Origin of the sequence: Enterovirga aerilata, assembly GCF_013044135.1 — a bacterium.
Taxonomy (GTDB): Bacteria; Pseudomonadota; Alphaproteobacteria; order Rhizobiales; family Beijerinckiaceae; genus Enterovirga; species Enterovirga aerilata.
Map to the genome: position 1 here is coordinate 857,332 of NZ_JABEPP010000002.1, position 15,684 is coordinate 873,015.

The 15,684-nt window shown below is 68.5% G+C and carries 13 protein-coding genes; 5 read left to right on the forward strand and 8 right to left on the reverse strand.

Translation table 11 applies throughout. The features are described from left to right. Positions 1-35: 35 nt before the first annotated feature. The 5 genes from mltG to fabD all read right to left on the reverse strand — a co-directional run bounded on the left by mltG (position 36) and on the right by fabD (position 5,089). Positions 36-1,550 (reverse strand): endolytic transglycosylase MltG, encoded by a 1,515-nt coding sequence (gene mltG, locus HJG44_RS09480; RefSeq protein WP_171218069.1) that lies wholly within the window; start codon positions 1,548-1,550, stop codon positions 36-38. Positions 1,551-1,651: 101 nt separating this feature from the next. Then, a complete protein-coding gene (fabF, locus tag HJG44_RS09485; protein ID WP_171218070.1) occupies positions 1,652-2,908 on the reverse strand; it encodes a beta-ketoacyl-ACP synthase II in 1,257 nt (418 codons plus the stop codon). 51 nt (positions 2,909-2,959) lie between these two features. After that, on the reverse strand, positions 2,960-3,196 hold the full coding sequence (locus tag HJG44_RS09490; protein WP_171218071.1) for an acyl carrier protein: 237 nt from the start codon (positions 3,194-3,196) through the stop codon (positions 2,960-2,962). Between the two features lie 202 nt (positions 3,197-3,398). Continuing rightward, positions 3,399-4,136, reverse strand: a complete 738-nt coding sequence (gene fabG, locus HJG44_RS09495) for a 3-oxoacyl-[acyl-carrier-protein] reductase (RefSeq protein WP_171218072.1) — start codon at positions 4,134-4,136, stop codon at positions 3,399-3,401. Between the two features lie 8 nt (positions 4,137-4,144). Beyond that, positions 4,145-5,089: an ACP S-malonyltransferase gene (gene fabD, locus HJG44_RS09500; RefSeq protein ID WP_171218073.1), complete on the reverse strand. Its 945-nt coding sequence runs from the start codon at positions 5,087-5,089 to the stop codon at positions 4,145-4,147. Between the two features lie 213 nt (positions 5,090-5,302). On the opposite strand from fabD, the gene rpoZ reads away from it, so the two are divergent. Together rpoZ and HJG44_RS09510 are read left to right on the forward strand one after the other, a co-directional pair. Next, a complete protein-coding gene (gene rpoZ, locus HJG44_RS09505; protein WP_171218074.1) occupies positions 5,303-5,704 on the forward strand; it encodes a DNA-directed RNA polymerase subunit omega in 402 nt (133 codons plus the stop codon). A gap of 165 nt (positions 5,705-5,869) precedes the next feature. Beyond that, positions 5,870-8,044 (forward strand): RelA/SpoT family protein, encoded by a 2,175-nt coding sequence (locus HJG44_RS09510; protein WP_171218075.1) that lies wholly within the window; start codon positions 5,870-5,872, stop codon positions 8,042-8,044. Positions 8,045-8,055: 11 nt separating this feature from the next. Here HJG44_RS09510 and HJG44_RS09515 read toward each other — a convergent pair whose 3' ends face one another. Next, positions 8,056-9,573 (reverse strand): malonate--CoA ligase, encoded by a 1,518-nt coding sequence (locus tag HJG44_RS09515; protein ID WP_171218076.1) that lies wholly within the window; start codon positions 9,571-9,573, stop codon positions 8,056-8,058. A 158-nt stretch (positions 9,574-9,731) separates the two neighbouring features. Between HJG44_RS09515 and ligD the strand changes: the two genes are divergently transcribed. Further along, on the forward strand, positions 9,732-12,416 hold the full coding sequence (gene ligD / locus HJG44_RS09520) for a DNA ligase D (RefSeq protein WP_171218077.1): 2,685 nt from the start codon (positions 9,732-9,734) through the stop codon (positions 12,414-12,416). 3 nt (positions 12,417-12,419) lie between these two features. Here the strand turns inward: ligD and HJG44_RS09525 are convergent, their stop codons facing one another. Both HJG44_RS09525 and HJG44_RS09530 read right to left on the reverse strand, forming a co-directional pair. Then, entirely contained in the window at positions 12,420-13,163 is a 744-nt protein-coding gene (locus HJG44_RS09525) for a competence/damage-inducible protein A (RefSeq protein ID WP_171218078.1), read from the reverse strand. After that, the gene (locus HJG44_RS09530; protein WP_171218079.1) at positions 13,156-14,001 is read right to left on the reverse strand and encodes an FkbM family methyltransferase; all 846 of its coding nucleotides are present in this window, start codon (positions 13,999-14,001) and stop codon (positions 13,156-13,158) included. The genes HJG44_RS09525 and HJG44_RS09530 overlap by 8 nt, the downstream gene beginning before the upstream one ends. Before the next feature lie 137 nt (positions 14,002-14,138). Between HJG44_RS09530 and map the strand changes: the two genes are divergently transcribed. Beyond that, the gene (gene map / locus HJG44_RS09535) at positions 14,139-14,963 is read left to right on the forward strand and encodes a type I methionyl aminopeptidase (RefSeq protein ID WP_171218080.1); all 825 of its coding nucleotides are present in this window, start codon (positions 14,139-14,141) and stop codon (positions 14,961-14,963) included. A 22-nt stretch (positions 14,964-14,985) separates the two neighbouring features. Continuing rightward, entirely contained in the window at positions 14,986-15,678 is a 693-nt protein-coding gene (gene radC, locus HJG44_RS09540) for a RadC family protein (protein ID WP_171218081.1), read from the forward strand. The last annotated feature ends 6 nt before the right edge of the window (positions 15,679-15,684 follow it).

The window sequence follows — 15,684 nt, forward strand, 5'->3', positions numbered from 1 at the left end:
CCGGGCCCCTGACCCGCCGGATTCGGCAGCCCGGCTCACTCGGTTGCGGCCGACTCCTGGGCGGACCCGGCCGAGGCCGGCCTCCGCCTCGGCTTGGCAGCCTGGCGCTTCCGAGGCTCGGGCTTGGCGGTCTCGGCCGGAGGCGCTCCCGGCGGTGGCTGGAACGCCGGCACGCTCTTGGCCGAGGTCAGGTCCCAGTTCTGGTTGCGGAGCGGGTCGCGCTCAGTCCATTCGGACGCGTCGAAGCCGCGGGCGGGCCCGAGGGCGGCGGCACCGGCGATCGCCGAAACGCTGCCGGGATCGGCAGCCGCGTTCCGCGCCTGTCCCGGTGCCAGATAGAGGTCCGTCCGGCCGTCCGGCAGGGGCGGCGGCTCCACCCGGTCCACCTCGGGCTGCCCGCTGCCAGCCGCCTCGCGCGCCTTCTCGATCTGCCGCCAGCGCGCGACGTTGCGGTTGTGCTGCTCGAGGGTCTCCGCGAAGGCGTGTCCGCCCGTCCCGTCCGCAACGAAATAGAGGTCCCGGGTCTTGAGCGGGTTGGCGACCGCCTCGAGCGCGGCCCGCCCCGGATTCGCGATCGGGCCCGGCGGCAGGCCCTCGATGACATAGGTGTTGTAGGGAGTTGCCCGCTCGATCTCGGAGCGGAGGATGCCGCGGCCGAGGGTCCCCTTCCCGCCGACGATCCCGTACACGATCGTCGGATCGGATTGCAGCTTCATGCGCTTGGCGAGGCGGTTCAGGAACACGCTCGCGACCCGCGGGCGCTCGTCCGCGCGGCCCGTCTCCTTCTCGACGATGGAAGCGAGGATCACGAGTTCGGGCGCGGTCTTGATGGGCAGGTCCGGCGCGCGTTTCGCCCAGGCCTTGACGAGCGCCTCGCGCGCCTCGGCCTGCATCTTGTTGATGAGCTGCTGCCGGCTCGTGCCGCGTTCGAAGTAATAGGTCTCCGGCAGGAGCGTGCCCTCGCGCGGGACCTCGTTGATCGTCCCGGTCAGGAGTTCGTTGTCGCGAAGGCGGGCGACGATCTGCTCGCTGGTGAGTCCCTCCGGGATCGTCAGGGCGTGCTGAATCGCCTTGCCCTGAATGAGCGTGTCGATCGCGTCCTCGATGCTCGTTCCGGCCTTGAACTGAAACTCCCCGGCCTTGAGCTGGCCCTTGCTCCGGTTGAGATAGGCGTAGAGCTCGAACAGGTTCGGGCTCGTGATCACGCCCTCCCGGGCGAGAAGCTCCGCCATCTCCGAGGTGCCGGTGCCCTTCGGGATGAGCACCACCTTGTCCTGCGCAAGCGGGCCGGGCGCCTCGACCTGGCGCTCGAGCGTCAGCAGGCCGAAGACCAGCGCCGCCGCGATCACGAGCCCGAGCGTCATGACTCCGCTCATCAGCGAGAGCATCCCGCCCCGGGGGCGGCGGACGCGCGGGGGCGGCGGCGGGGGCGGGGCGGACGGCTTCAGCGCTTCGTTGGGGCTCTTCGGCGCAAAGCGGCCCGGAGCCGGCGGGATAGCCGGGCTCGGAGCGGGAGGCGGGGTCGGATTGTTCTTCGATCTGCCGAACATGCGGATGCTACTTCGGGCCGCTGGCACCGCGAGCCCCTGCCCCGCTCTCCCAGACCAATATGGCGAAATGGCGTGGGAGAAGCGCAGCGGCACAGATCATGTCATGCCGCGCGCCGGAAGACGAGGGAGGCGTTGGTGCCGCCAAATCCGAAAGAGTTCGAAAGCACGGTGTCGATCGGCCGCGGCTTCGACATGTGCGGAACCAGGTCGATCGCGGTCTCGACGGACGGATTATCGAGGTTGAGCGTCGGCGGCGCGACATTGTCGCGGATGGCGAGAACGGCGAAGATCGCCTCGACGGAGCCGGCGGCCCCGAGCAGGTGCCCGATCGCCGATTTCGTGGACGACATCGCGAGCTTGCCCGCCGCGTTGCCGACGAGGCGCTCCACCGCCTTGAGCTCGATCTCGTCGCCGAGCGGCGTCGAGGTGCCGTGCGCATTGATGTAGTCGATGTCGCTCGGCGCGATGCCGGCGCGCTTCAGGGCCGCCTGCATGCAGCGGAAGGCCCCGTCCCCGTCCTCGGCCGGCGAGGTGATGTGATAGGCGTCGCCCGACAGGCCGTAGCCCACGATCTCCGCATAGATACGCGCGCCGCGCGCCTTCGCGTGCTCGTACTCCTCGAGCACTACGATCCCGGCCCCTTCGCCCATGACGAAACCGTCGCGGTCGCGGTCATAGGGGCGCGACGCCTTGGTGGGATTGTCGTTGAACCCGGTCGACAACGCCCGGCAGGCCGCGAAGCCCGCCAGGGAAAGCCGGTTCACCGGCGATTCGGTGCCGCCCGCGACCATCACGTCCGCATCGCCGAGCGCGATGAGGCGCGAAGCGTCACCGATCGCGTGCGCGCCCGTCGAACAGGCCGTGACGACGGCATGGTTCGGACCCTTCAGCCCATGCGCGATCGAGACATAGCCCGAGGCCAGGTTGATGATGCGGCCCGGGATGAAGAAGGGAGAGATGCGCCGCGGCCCCTTCTCGAGGAGCGTCACGGACGCGTCGTAGATGCCGCCGATGCCGCCGATGCCGGAGCCGATCAGGACGCCGGTCGCGAACTGGTCTTCCTGCGTCTCGGGCTCCCAGCCCGCATCGTCGAGAGCCTGCTTCGCGGCCGCCATCGCGTAGACGATGAAGGGATCGACCTTGCGCTGGTCCTTCGGATCCATCCAGTCGTCGGCATTGTAGGCACCCTCGCCGCTGCGTGGGATGGTGCAGGCGATCTGGCAGGCAAGGTCCGACACGTCGAAGCTGTCGACGCGGATTGCCCCGCTCTCGCCCCTCAGCAACCGCTTCCAGGTCGGCTCGACCCCGCAGCCGAGCGGGGTGACCATACCCAGGCCGGTGACGACCACACGTCGCATACTTGCCCCCGGGCCGAGCGCCGCGTCACGCGACGTAGCGCTCCCCTCGTCTCAGCCCGCGTTCTTCTCGAGGAAGCGGATAGCATCGCCGACCGTGACGATCGTCTCGGCCGCATCGTCCGGGATCTCGACGTTGAACTCCTCCTCGAACGCCATGACGAGCTCGACCGTGTCGAGGCTGTCCGCGCCGAGATCGTCGATGAAGTTGGCGTTGTCCGTCACCTTCTCGGGCTCGACGCCAAGGTGTTCGACAACGATCTTCTTCAGCCGCTCAGCAATATCGCTCATCTTGTCCCCGTTTCATTTGGCCGGAAAATGTCCGCTCGCCGGCGGCCCGAAACCCCGGCCACAGGATCGGCGACACCGCCGACGCCCGCCCGAGATAGTTGCCGGTGCAAACCTGCATTTTTGCCCCTGGTCAAGCCCCGGGACGGCCGGGAGGCTCCCTAGCACAGCGTCCTGACGGTGACGAGGGCGGCCGGCAGCCGGCTCACAGGCGGGCCATGCCGCCGTTCACATGCAGTGTATGGCCCGTGACATAGGCGGCTTCAGCCGAGGCGAGATAGACGACCGCGGCCGCAACGTCGCCGACCGTGCCGAGCCGCGCCATCGGGATCGTCCCGAGGAGCCCGGCCTTCTGGGCCTCCGTCAGACCGTCCGTCATCGGCGATTCGATGAAGCCCGGCGCGACGCAATTCACCGTGATGCCGCGGGCGGCGACCTCGGCCGCGAGGGCCTTCGTCATCCCGACAAGCCCCGCCTTCGAGGCCGCGTAGTTGACCTGGCCGGGATTGCCGATCGCGCCGACGACCGACCCGATATTGACGATGCGGCCGTAGCGGCGGCGCATCATCCCCTTCACGGCCGCGCGCGAGAGGCGGAAGGCGGCCGTGAGATTGACGGAGATGACCGTCTCCCACTCCTCGTCCTTCATGCGCAGGAGGAGATTGTCCCGCGTCACGCCCGCATTGTTGACCAGGATGTCCAGACCGCCCATCGCGGCCTCGGCGGCAGGCACCAGCGCCTCAACCGAATCCATCTCTCCCAGATCGGCGGAGGCGACGTGGACGCGCTCGCCGAGCGCCGTCGCAAGCTCGTCCAGAGCCGATTGCCGGGTGCCGGACAGAGCGACCGTCGCGCCGCGGGCGTGGAGGGCCCGGGCGACCGCGCCTCCGATGCCACCGGTCGCGCCGGTCACCAGGGCCTTGCGGCCGTCGAGATCGAACATAGCGTCGCTCACGCTGTGAGAAGAGGCCGAACGGCCTCGAGGTCGCCGGGCTGCCCGAAGGAGGTGGCCTTCGCACCCGGGGCGATGCGCTTGACCAGCCCGGCCAGGACCTTGCCGGCCCCGACCTCGACGAAGACGTCCACGCCGTCCCGAGCGATGCGGTCGACGCTCTCGCGCCAGCGAACGGTTCCGGTCACCTGGCGCACGAGCGCGTCTCTGATCGCCTCCGGATCGCTGATCGGCGCCGCCTCGATATTGGCGACCACCGGCACGGCTGGAGCCGAGATCGCGACCCCGGCGAGCGCTTCGCGCATCGCGTCTGCGGCGGGCGCCATCAGCGCACAGTGGAAGGGCGCGGAAACCGGCAGCATCACGGCCCGACGCGCACCTCTGCCCTGCGCGATGCTCACCGCGCGCTGCACGGCCGCGGCGTGGCCCGAGACGACCACCTGCCCCGGCCCGTTGTCGTTGGCGACGTCGCAGACCTGGTCCTGCGCTGCCTCTCGCGCGATCGCCTCCACGGGCTCGCGGTCCAGCCCCAGGAGCGCTGCCATCGCGCCTTGCCCGACCGGAACCGCCCTCTGCATGGCCTCTCCACGGATGCGGAGCAGCCGCGCCGCATCCCCGACGCCGAGGCAGCCTGCGGCAACCAACGCCGAGTACTCGCCGAGGGAATGCCCGGCCACGAAGGCCACGTCGCGCGTGAGATCGAGGCCGAGCTCGGCCTGGAGGACCCGCAGCGCGGCGACGCTCACCGCCATGAGGGCCGGCTGAGCATTGGCCGTGAGGTTGATCTCGTCAGCGGGGCCGTCGCGCATCAGGCCGGAGAGATTCTGCCCGAGTGTCTGGTCGACCTCGTCCAGCACCGCGCGGGCGGCGGGGTACGCATCGGCCAGCGCCTGTCCCATTCCGACGGCCTGACTGCCCTGCCCCGGGAAGATGAGTGCTCGCATGCGTCCCTGTTTCCGCCCTGAAGTTGCGCGCGAGGTCGCATCGGGCTCCGCGCAGAGTCAAGCGGAAGCGCGTCACGGTTGCGCGGCCTGCCACCTCCGCCAACGCCGCCAGCGCCCGTCGGCTTCTCTCCTCCGCCTCTCGCCTTGCAGTTCAGGGCCGGCCGCGCTATCTGTCGATCATCCCCATTAGTGCGAAGTGCAAGGAGCCGCCGCATGGCGCGCGTCACTGTCGAGGATTGTATCGACAAGGTCGAGAACCGGTTCGAGCTGGTGCTGCTCGCCAGCCACCGCGCCCGGATGATCTCGCAGGGAGCGGCTCTGACCATCGACCGCGACCGCGACAAGAACCCGGTGGTGGCTCTGCGCGAGATCGCCGAGGAGACGATCACGCCGGAGGACCTGAAGGAGCAGCTCATCCACTCGCTGCAGAAATATGTCGAGGTCGACGAGCCGGAGGCCGAGGCCGTGCCGATGATCAGCGGCACGACCGTGCTCGCCCCCTCGTCCGCCGTGGACGATACCGACGTCCAGTTCGACAAGATGAGCGAGGAGGATCTCCTGCGCGGCCTCGAAGGGCTGGTTCCCCCCGCCGAGACGGAGGAGGACGAGGGCTGAGCCTCTCGACCGATCCGATGCGATCAAGCCCGGCCGCTCGGTCGGGCTTTTCTTTTGCTCGCCCGCATCCAGGCGCACCGGCCTGCAGTCTTGCCTTGCAAAGAGCAGCATCGCTGACCGATATCGGAGGCATGCAACCAGAGATGATGAGGCCCTGAACTCTCGATGATGCGTCAGGTCGAGCTCGTCGAGCGGGTCAAGCGTTACGACCCGGCGGCCGACGAAGCTCTGCTCAATCGGGCCTATGTCTATGCCATGATGGCGCACGGGAGCCAGAAGCGTGCTTCCGGCGATCCCTTCGTGGCGCATCCGCTCGAGGTCGCGGCGATCCTGACGGACATGCGGCTCGACTGCGCGACCATCGTCGCGGCCGTCCTGCACGACACGATCGAGGATACGGGCGCCACCCTCGACGAGATCAACCGCCTGTTCGGGCCGGAGATCGGGTCGCTGGTGGACGGGCTGACCAAGCTGAAGAAGCTGGACCTCGTCTCCAAGCAGGCCGCGCAGGGGGAGAATTTCCGCAAGCTGCTGCTCGCCATCGCGGCCGATCTTCGCGTCCTCCTCGTCAAGCTCGCCGACCGCCTGCACAACATGCGCACGCTCGGCTTCATGCCGCCGGAGAAGCGCCGGCGCATCGCCGAGGAAACACTCGAGATCTATGCGCCGCTCGCCGGCCGCATGGGCATCCAGGAGATCCGGGACGAGCTCGAGGAGCTCGCCTTCAAGACCCTCAATCCCGAGGCCTACGACACGATCAACCGACGCCTGAAGGAGCTGACGGAACGCAATGTCGGCCTCGTGGACGAGATCGAGAGCGCACTGAAGGAGAAGCTGGCCGCCAAGGGCGTCCAGGCGAAGGTGATCGGGCGGCAGAAGAGGGTCTATTCGGTCTGGCGCAAGATGGAGCGCAAGTCGCTCGCCTTCGAGCAGCTGTCCGACGTCTACGGCTTCCGCATCCTCGTCGATACGATCGGCGACTGCTACCAGGCCCTCGGAATCGTCCATACCGCCTGGCCGATGGTTCCCGGCCGCTTCAAGGACTACATCTCGACGCCCAAGCAGAACGACTACCGCTCGCTCCACACCACCGTCATCGGGCCGCAATCGCAGCGCGTGGAGCTGCAGATCCGCACTCCCGAGATGGACGAGGTCGCCGAATACGGCATTGCGGCGCATGCCCTGTACAAGGAGGGCGTGACGTCCGGCGCGCAGCTCGGAGCGGAGAGCCGCGCCTACCAGTGGCTGCGCCGCACGGTCGAGCTCCTGGCAGAGGGCGACAGCCCGGAGGAGTTCCTCGAACATACCAAGCTCGAGCTCTTCCACGACCAGGTCTTCTGCTTCACGCCGAAGGGCCGGCTCATCGCCCTGCCGCGCGGCGCGACCGCCATCGACTTCGCGTATGCGGTGCATACGGATGTCGGAAACTCGGCCGTCGGCGCGAAGATCAACGGCCGCATGTCGCCGCTGTTCAACGAGCTGCAGAACGGGGACGAGGTGGAGATCGTCCGCGCCGACGGGCAGATACCGCCGCCAGCCTGGGAGGGGCTCGTTGCGACCGGCAAGGCCCGCGCGGCGATCCGCCGGGCAACCCGCGCCTCGGTGCGCAAGCAATATGCGGGGCTCGGCCGCCAGATCCTGGAACGCGCCTTCCAGCGCGCCGGCAAGGCCTTCTCCGACGACAAGCTGAAGGCCGCCCTGCCCCGCCTGGCCCGCTCCTCCATCGAGGACGTGCTCTCGGCCGTGGGCCGCGGCGAGATGTTCTCGGGCGACGTGGTGCGCGGGGTCTATCCGGACTACAAGGAGGAGCGCCGGACGGTCGGCGAGGCGCGCGAGGAGGCGCGTTCGGGGACGCCCGGACCCAACGGCCAGAGCGCCCCGTCCGCCAACGCGATTCCGATCCGCGGCATCGACTCGGACCTGCCGATCCGCTTCGCCCCGAATGGCGGCGCGGTGCCCGGCGATCGCATCGTCGGCATCCTCACCAAGGGCGAGGGCGTGACGATCTATCCGATCCAGAGCCCGGCGCTCGCGGCTTTCGACAACGATCCCGAGAGCTGGATCGACGTGCGCTGGGACGTCGAGCCAGGCCAGGGCCGCCGCTTTCCGAGCCGGCTCGCGCTGCAATCGATCAACGAGCCGGGAAGCCTTGCGACGATCGCGCAGGTCATCGCCGACCATGACGGCAACATCGAGAACGTATCGATGAAGCGGCGCACGCCCGATTTCACCGAGGTCACGATCGATCTCTCGGTCTTCGACCTGAAGCATCTGAACGCGATCGTGTCCGAGCTCCGCGCCAAGCCGGCCGTCAGCAAGGTCGAGCGCGTGCTCTCCTGACCAGGCGGAGCTCAGGCGCCGCCGTAAAGGCCCGCGTTCTCCTGGCGAAGCACGTTCTTCTGCACCTTGCCCATCGTGTTCCGGGGCAGGTCGTCCACGAAGAGGACGCGCTTGGGCAGCTTGAACTTGGCGAGGCGCCCTTCCAGTGCGGCGAGCACCGCGGCTTCGTCGATCGCGGCGTCCTTCTCCTTCACGACCACCGCCGTCACGCCTTCCCCGAAATCGGGATGCGGCACGCCGATGACGGCGCTCTCGACGACCCCGGGCAGGAGGTCGATCTCGGTCTCGACCTCCTTCGGGTAGACGTTGAAGCCGCCCGTGATGATCAGGTCCTTGCCGCGCCCGACGATGTGGACATAGCCGCGCTCGTCGACCTTCCCGAGATCGCCCGTGATGAAGAAGCCGTCCGGCTTGATCTCGGCCGCGGTCTTCTCCGGCATGCGCCAGTAGCCCTTGAACACGTTGGGGCCGCGCACCTCAATCATGCCGACCTCGCCCGCCGGGAGGTCCTCGCCCGTGTCGGGGTTCACCACCCGGATCTCGACCTCCGGTAGCGGGAACCCGACCGTGCCGGCGATCCGGTCGCCGTCATAGGGGTTGGAGGTGTTCATCCCGGTCTCGGTCATGCCGTAGCGCTCGAGGATGGCGTGGCCGGTCTTCTCCCTCCACTCGCGATGGGTTTCGGCCAGAAGCGGTGCGGAGCCCGACACGAAGAGGCGCATATGCGCGGTCGCCTCCTTCGTCAGCCCCGGATGCCTGAGGAGCCGCGTATAGAAGGTCGGCACGCCCATCATCACGGTGGCCCGCGGCATGAGGCGCATGATCTCGTCGGGATCGAAGCGCGGGCAGAAGATCATGGACGCGTCGGAGAGGAGAGTGACGTTCGACGCCACGAAGAGCCCGTGCGTGTGGTAGATGGGCAGCGCGTGCAGCAGCACGTCCTGCGAGGTGAAGCGCCAGTAGTCCTTCAGCGTCAGCGCGTTGGAGACGAGATTGCCGTGCGTCAGCATCGCGCCCTTGGACCGGCCGGTCGTGCCGGAGGTGTAGAGGATGGCCGCGAGGTCGTCCTCGCCGACGATCGCCGTCGGGAAGGCTCGTGAATCGCCTTTGGCGAGATCGGCCAGCGAGCCCCTGCCCTCCCTGTCGAGCGTCTCGAGTGCGGCCTTTGCGCGCTCTGCAACCGGGGCGAGCCCCTCGCGCTTGGCCGGGTCGCAGACCACGAGCGCCGGCTCGGCATCGCCGATGAAGTATTCGAGCTCGGTGAGGGTGTAGGCGGTGTTGAGAGGGAGGTAGACGGCTCCCGCACGCACGCATGCGAGATAGAGGATCAGCGCCTCGACCGACTTCTCGACCTGGACGGCGACGCGGTCCCCCGGCTTCACGCCGCGATCCGCAAGCGCGTTCGCCAGGCGCCCGGATTCGAGGATCACGTCCTCATAGGTATAGCGCTGCCCGGCGCTCGTCTCGATCGCGACCTTGCTCGTATCCGCGATGGCGTCGGAGATGCGCTGGAAGATATTGGCGTTCATGGGGCTGAGGGTGCTTTCGTCCGGGCAGCGCACGGCCCGAGCCAGGTAGCCGGGCGCCCGGCTTTACCTGCCCGGGACGGTCGCGCGCAAGAAACGAAGCCTGTCCGCCCGCACGACCTGAGCGGAACAGCTTCGGGCGATCCGACTTGACTCGGGCCATGGCCAAGCTTGCCGCCTATCTCGCCAAGCGCGACTTCGAGAAAACCCCGGAGCCGAAGGGCGGTCCGGCGAAGGATTCGGGGAATTCCTTCGTCATCCAGAAACACGCCGCGACCCGCCTCCATTACGATCTGCGGCTCGAGCTCGACGGCGTGATGCTGAGCTGGGCCGTGACCAAGGGACCGAGTCTAATCCTGGGCGAGAAGCGGCTCGCGGTGCATGTCGAGGACCACCCGATCGAGTACAACGGCTTCGAGGGGACCATCCCGAAGGGCCAGTATGGCGGCGGGACGGTGCTCATCTGGGACCGCGGCCGCTGGGAGCCGGAAGGCGACCCGCGTAAGGGCATGGCCAAAGGCCATCTCGACTTCCGCCTGGATGGCGAGAAGCTGCACGGCCGCTTCCACCTGGTCCGGCTGAAGCCGCGGCCGCGCGAGAAGCAGGAGGCCTGGCTTCTCATCAAGTCGGACGACGAGTTCGCCCGGCATCCGGGCGATCCCGACATCCTGGAGGAGATGCCGCTCTCGGTCGCCACAGGCCGCAGCCTCGACGAGATCGCGAACGACCGGAACAGCGCGGTGTGGAACTCGAACCGCGGCATGGCTGCTGAGGAGCGGAAGGAGAAGCGGGCCGAGGGTAAGACGGCCGCTAAGAAGGCCTCCCGGAAGGCCGGCGGCGAAGAGAGGAACCCGCGCGGGGACGAGGCGGCCTCCGACCCGAACGGCGAGCCTTCGCCTGACGTCGCGAAGCTCGCGAAGGGCGGCACGAAGGCGCTTATGCCGGAGACGCTGGAGCCCTGTCTGGCGACCCTCGTGGACCAGGTGCCGCGCGGGCCGAACTGGATCCACGAGATCAAATGGGACGGCTACCGCCTGCTCGCCTTCAAGTCGGGCAAGACCGTCCGCATGCTGACCCGGCGGGGGCACGACTGGACGGCGCGGTTCCCGAACATCGCGGAGGCCGTGTCCGCCCTGCCGGTCGAGACCGCCATCCTCGACGGCGAGGCGGTGATCGTCGACGAGAACGGCGTCTCCGACTTCTCCGCGCTGCAGAACGCGCTGTCCGACGAGCACGGGCGCGTGGCGAAGAACGCCGTCTTCTACGCCTTCGATCTCCTCTATCTCGACGGCCATGACCTGCGGACGCTGCCGCTCGAGGAGCGCAAGGCGCGGCTCGGAGCGCTCGTGCCGCCGGCGAAAGACGGGTTCCTGCGGCTCAGCGAGCATATCGAGGCCGATGGCGCCGCGATGGTCAGGAGCGCCTGCCAACTCGGACTAGAGGGCGTGATCTCCAAGCGCCGGGACCGGCCCTATCGCTCCGGGCGCGGCGAGGACTGGCTCAAGACCAAGTGCACCGAGCGCCAGGAATTCGTGGTCGCAGGTTACGTGCCCTCGACAGTCTCCGCCCGTGCCGTCGGCTCGCTCGTGCTCGGTTACTACGAAGGAGGCGAGCTCAAGCATGCGGGCAAGACAGGAACTGGGTTCACGGCCGAATCCGCCCGCGAAATCTACCGCAAGCTCGAACCTCTGAAGCGCGCGAGTTCCCCCTTCCCGGCGAAGCTCGCGGCGGTCGAGCGCCGGGGCGTGGTCTGGGTCGAGCCGAAGCTCGTGGCCGAGGTCGAGTTCCGGGGCTGGACCGCCGACCGCCATCTCCGGCACGCCTCGTTCAAGGGGCTACGGGACGACAAGACGGCCGACGAGGTCGTCCGCGAGGTGCCGAAGGACAAGGTGGAGGTGGAGACGGCACCGCCGCCGCGACGCGCCGCCTCGATCCGCTCGAAGTGTGGCGGCGAGGTCGCGGGCGTCGCCCTCACCCATGCCGACCGCGTTCTATGGGACGAGGGGATCACCAAGCTCGACCTGGCCCGGTTCTACGAGGAGATCGCCGACTGGATCCTGCCGCATGTGGCGGGACGGCCGCTCTCGCTCGTGCGCTGCCCGAACGGAGCGGAGAAGGGCTGCTTCTTCCAGAAACATTCCTGGGCCGGGCTCGGCGACGCCATCCGCCGCGAGACAATCCGCGACGAGGGCGGCAAGGAAGAGGTCCTCTACGTCGAGGACATCCGGGGCATCGTCTCGCTCGTCCAGGCGAGCGTGCTGGAGATCCACCCCTGGGGCGCGACGATCGGGGACGTGGACCGGCCGAACCGTATCACCATGGATCTCGATCCCGGCCCGGGTGTCGCCTGGACCGACGTGATAGCGGCGGCGCGCGACGTCCGTGAACGGCTCCGGGGTGTCGGGCTCGAATCCTTCGTGAAGACGACCGGCGGCAAGGGCCTGCACGTGGTGGTGCCGCTCACCCCCAAGGCGGACTGGACGGAGGCGAAGACCTTCGCCCACGCGCTGGCGCTCGCCATGGAGGCCGACGCGCCCGACCGCTACATCGCCAAGGCCTCCAAGCAGGCCCGCAAGGGGCTGATCTACGTCGACTACCTCCGCAACGGCCGCGGCGCGACCGCGATCTCCGCCTATTCGACCCGCGCGCGCCCGGGGGCACCGGTCTCGGTTCCGCTTGCCTGGTCGGAGCTGTCGCCGGACCTCGCCCCGAACCACTTCACGATCGCCAATCTCGGCGAGAGGCTCGCGAAGCTGAAGCGCGATCCCTGGGCGGAGATCACCCGGATCGACCAGCTCCTGCCTACGGCCGAGAAGCCGCGGCGGGCCAGGAAGCGCGCGGCCTGACGGTTAGCTCTGCCCGGCCCGCAAGCCGTCCAGCATGGCGCGGATCCTCGCCGCGGCTTCGGCGAGCGCCGCCCTGTCCCGCCCGCGCGCGACGATCTGGTTCGTGAAGCCGGACGGCGAATAGGACGGGTAGGAGCCGATCGACAGGCCGGGATAGGCCTTCGCGATCTCGCCGAGGCCGGCCGCGTAGAGCCCCTCCGGCAGCCCGGCAGCCTCGATCGTCTCGGAGAGGACCGGCTCGCCCTTCACCAGGCCCGGCGCCACGTTGTCCAGCATCGCCTGCATGATCGCCGGGACGCCCGCCATCACGATGACGTTGCCGATCCTGAAGCCCGGCGCGCGCGAGATCGGGTTCTCGACGAGCTCCGCCCCGTGCGGGATGCGCGCCATGCGCAGTCGCGCCTCGTTCAGGTCCTCGCGCCTCATCCGCTGGAGCAGCATCTCGACTGCGCGCGGATCGACGTCGATCGGAACGCCGAATGCCTTAGCGACGCAATCCGCCGTGATGTCGTCATGGGTCGGGCCGATCCCGCCCGTGGTGAACAGGTAGGTGTAGCGGGAGCGGAGCGCATTCACGGCGCCCACGATCTCCTCCTCCACGTCCGGCACCACCCGGACCTCGCGCAGGTCGATGCCGAGATTGGTCAGGTACTCGGCGACATAGCCGATGTTCTTGTCCTTGGTCCGGCCGGACAAGATCTCGTCGCCGATGACGAGCAGCGCCGCCGTGATGGTTCCCTCAGCCATCCAGGGTCTCTCCGCAGGCTCGCTCGAAGACGAGGTTCTGGCGCGTCTTCGCCTTCAATACATATCCCTTGTTTTCCAGGAGGCGGGCGAGATCGATCTGCCAGCGCGCAAGCCCGTTCTCCAGGATGAGAAGGCGCGGGAAGAGCCGGGACGGCGCCTTGGCGAGATACGGCTCGATGATCAGGTCCTCGGCGCCCTCGACGTCGAGCTTGATGGCGTCCACCCGTTCGTAGCCCTCGCCCTGGATCAGGTCGAGCAGGGTGCGGGCGGCCACCCGGATCGGCGTCGCGCCGCCGCAGGACACCACCTTGAGGCTCGATTCGCCGGCATTGTTCGGGTCGAGGAACAGCGTCACCTCGCCGGTCTTCTCGGCCACCGCGCAATCGATCGCCTTGATGGTCGGGAACGCGTTCAGGCGGATGTTGAACGTGAGGCGGTCGTAGATTTCCGGCTGCGGCTCCACCGCGAGGATGCGGGCGGACGGCCCGGCGCGGGATGCGACGAACAGCGAATAGGCTCCGACATTCGCCCCGACGTCGATGAAGACGTAGCCCTCGCGGATGTCGGCGGCGAGGATCGCGAGCTCGGCGGCGTCGAAGGTCTGCGGCGTGAACAGCACCCGCTTCTCGCAGATGTTGTTGTAGGGCCGAACGCGCATGCGAACGCCCCAGGCCTCGATGTCGACCGGCGCTCCGTCGAGCCGGCGCATGACGAAGCGGCGGACCAGGATGACGGCGCGGCGCGCGAGCCAGGTGTCCGGCAGCGAGCGCGTCCAGTCGATGAGGAAGCGGACGATGCCCTTTGGGGCATAGGCGCCGTAGGAGGCTGCCTCGATCATTCCGATGAGTTATCAGGGTCCGGCAGGCGGGTGCGGATGGCGTGCTCATCGCACCCCTCTCGCCGGCCCGCAACCCAGCCCGGCCCGACGCGGCGCTTGCTTCCGCCCGGGCGGCGACTAGATACGTCGTCAGCCCCATGAGTTACGATACAGCCACCCAGACCGAGCGGAGGGCCGAGCCGCCCCTGCACGGGCCCGAAGCCTTCGAAGGCATGCGCCGTGCCGGCCGCCTCACCGCGGAGGCGCTCGACCTGCTCGTGGAGCACGTGAAGCCCGGCGTCTCGACCCAGGCCCTCGATGCGCTCGTCTCCGATTTCGCGCGCGACAATGGCGCCTACAGCGCGACGCTGCTCTATCGCGGCTACCCGAAATCGATCTGCACCTCGATCAACCACGTCGTCTGCCACGGCATCCCGAACGACAAGCCGCTGCGGGAAGGCGACATCCTCAACATCGACGTGACCCTCATTCTCGACGGCTGGTACGGCGATTCGAGCCGGATGTACTTCGTCGGCGAGGTGCCGCGACGGGCGGCGCGCCTGTGCGACATCACGCATGAGTGCCTCATGCGCGGGATCGAAGCCGTGAAGCCCGGCCGCACCACGAACGCCATCGGGGCCGCCATCCAGTCGCTTGCCGAGCAGGAGCGCTGCTCGGTGGTGCGCGATTTCTGCGGCCACGGGCTCGGCCGCGTCTTCCACGACGCGCCGACGATCCTGCATTATGTCGAGCCGAGCTACGACGTCCCGCTGAAGCCGGGCATGCTGTTCACCATCGAGCCGATGATCAATCTCGGGCGCCCGCAGGTGAAGGTCCTGTCCGACGGCTGGACCGCGGTGACCCGCGACCGCTCCCTCTCGGCCCAGTTCGAGCACAGCGTCGGTGTGACGGAGAGCGGGGTCGAGATCTTCACGCTGTCCCCGAAGGGCTACCACAAGCCGCCCTACGCCACCGCCGGCTAGTCTCCGGGTCGGGCGGTTTCGGATGAGCTCTGACCCGGCCGGCCCGCCCGATCATCTCGGCCATCGCGACAGGCTGCGCGCCCGCTTCGCGGAGACGCGCGGCGAGGGCATGGCCGATTACGAGTTCCTGGAGCTTCTGCTCTTCCGCTCGATCCCGCGCCGGGACGTGAAGCCGATCGCGAAGCGCCTCATCAAGCGCTTCGGTTCTTTCGCGGAGGTTCTGGCCGCTCCGCCGCATCTGCTGACGGAGGTTGAGGGCGTGGGCGAGAGCGTCGCGCTCGACCTCAAGATCGTCGAGGCCTCGGCCAAGCGGCTCGCGCGGGGCTCGGTCGCGAAGCGTCCCGTCCTGTCCTCCTGGAGCGCGGTCCTGGATTACTGCCGGACCGCCATGGCCTTCTCCGACCGCGAGGAGTTCCGGCTGCTCTTCCTCGACAAGCGCAACGCCCTGATCGCGGACGAACTGCAGCAGCGCGGCACGGTGGACCATACGCCCGTCTATCCGCGCGAGGTGGTGAAGCGGGCGCTCGAACTCGCCGCGACGGCCGTGATCCTCGTCCACAACCACCCGTCGGGCGACCCCACGCCCTCCTCGGCCGATATCTCGATGACGCGCCAGATCATCGACGTGGCGAAGCCGCTCGGGATCGCGGTGCATGACCACATCATCGTCGGCCGCGAAGGCCATGCCAGCATGAAGGGACTGAGGCTGATCTGAACGTCG

What these genes read in the sequence shown, in the direction of transcription:
- mltG (WP_171218069.1), bottom strand. Translation starts at nt 1,550, where the DNA reads ATGTTCGGCAGATCGAAGAACAATCCGACCCCGCCTCCCGCTCCGAGC.
- fabF (WP_171218070.1), bottom strand. Translation starts at nt 2,908, where the DNA reads ATGCGACGTGTGGTCGTCACCGGCCTGGGTATGGTCACCCCGCTCGGC.
- HJG44_RS09490 (WP_171218071.1), bottom strand. Translation starts at nt 3,196, where the DNA reads ATGAGCGATATTGCTGAGCGGCTGAAGAAGATCGTTGTCGAACACCTT.
- fabG (WP_171218072.1), bottom strand. Translation starts at nt 4,136, where the DNA reads ATGTTCGATCTCGACGGCCGCAAGGCCCTGGTGACCGGCGCGACCGGT.
- fabD (WP_171218073.1), bottom strand. Translation starts at nt 5,089, where the DNA reads ATGCGAGCACTCATCTTCCCGGGGCAGGGCAGTCAGGCCGTCGGAATG.
- rpoZ (WP_171218074.1), top strand. Translation starts at nt 5,303, where the DNA reads ATGGCGCGCGTCACTGTCGAGGATTGTATCGACAAGGTCGAGAACCGG.
- HJG44_RS09510 (WP_171218075.1), top strand. Translation starts at nt 5,870, where the DNA reads ATGATGCGTCAGGTCGAGCTCGTCGAGCGGGTCAAGCGTTACGACCCG.
- HJG44_RS09515 (WP_171218076.1), bottom strand. Translation starts at nt 9,573, where the DNA reads ATGAACGCCAATATCTTCCAGCGCATCTCCGACGCCATCGCGGATACG.
- ligD (WP_171218077.1), top strand. Translation starts at nt 9,732, where the DNA reads ATGGCCAAGCTTGCCGCCTATCTCGCCAAGCGCGACTTCGAGAAAACC.
- HJG44_RS09525 (WP_171218078.1), bottom strand. Translation starts at nt 13,163, where the DNA reads ATGGCTGAGGGAACCATCACGGCGGCGCTGCTCGTCATCGGCGACGAG.
- HJG44_RS09530 (WP_171218079.1), bottom strand. Translation starts at nt 14,001, where the DNA reads ATGATCGAGGCAGCCTCCTACGGCGCCTATGCCCCAAAGGGCATCGTC.
- map (WP_171218080.1), top strand. Translation starts at nt 14,139, where the DNA reads ATGAGTTACGATACAGCCACCCAGACCGAGCGGAGGGCCGAGCCGCCC.
- radC (WP_171218081.1), top strand. Translation starts at nt 14,986, where the DNA reads ATGAGCTCTGACCCGGCCGGCCCGCCCGATCATCTCGGCCATCGCGAC.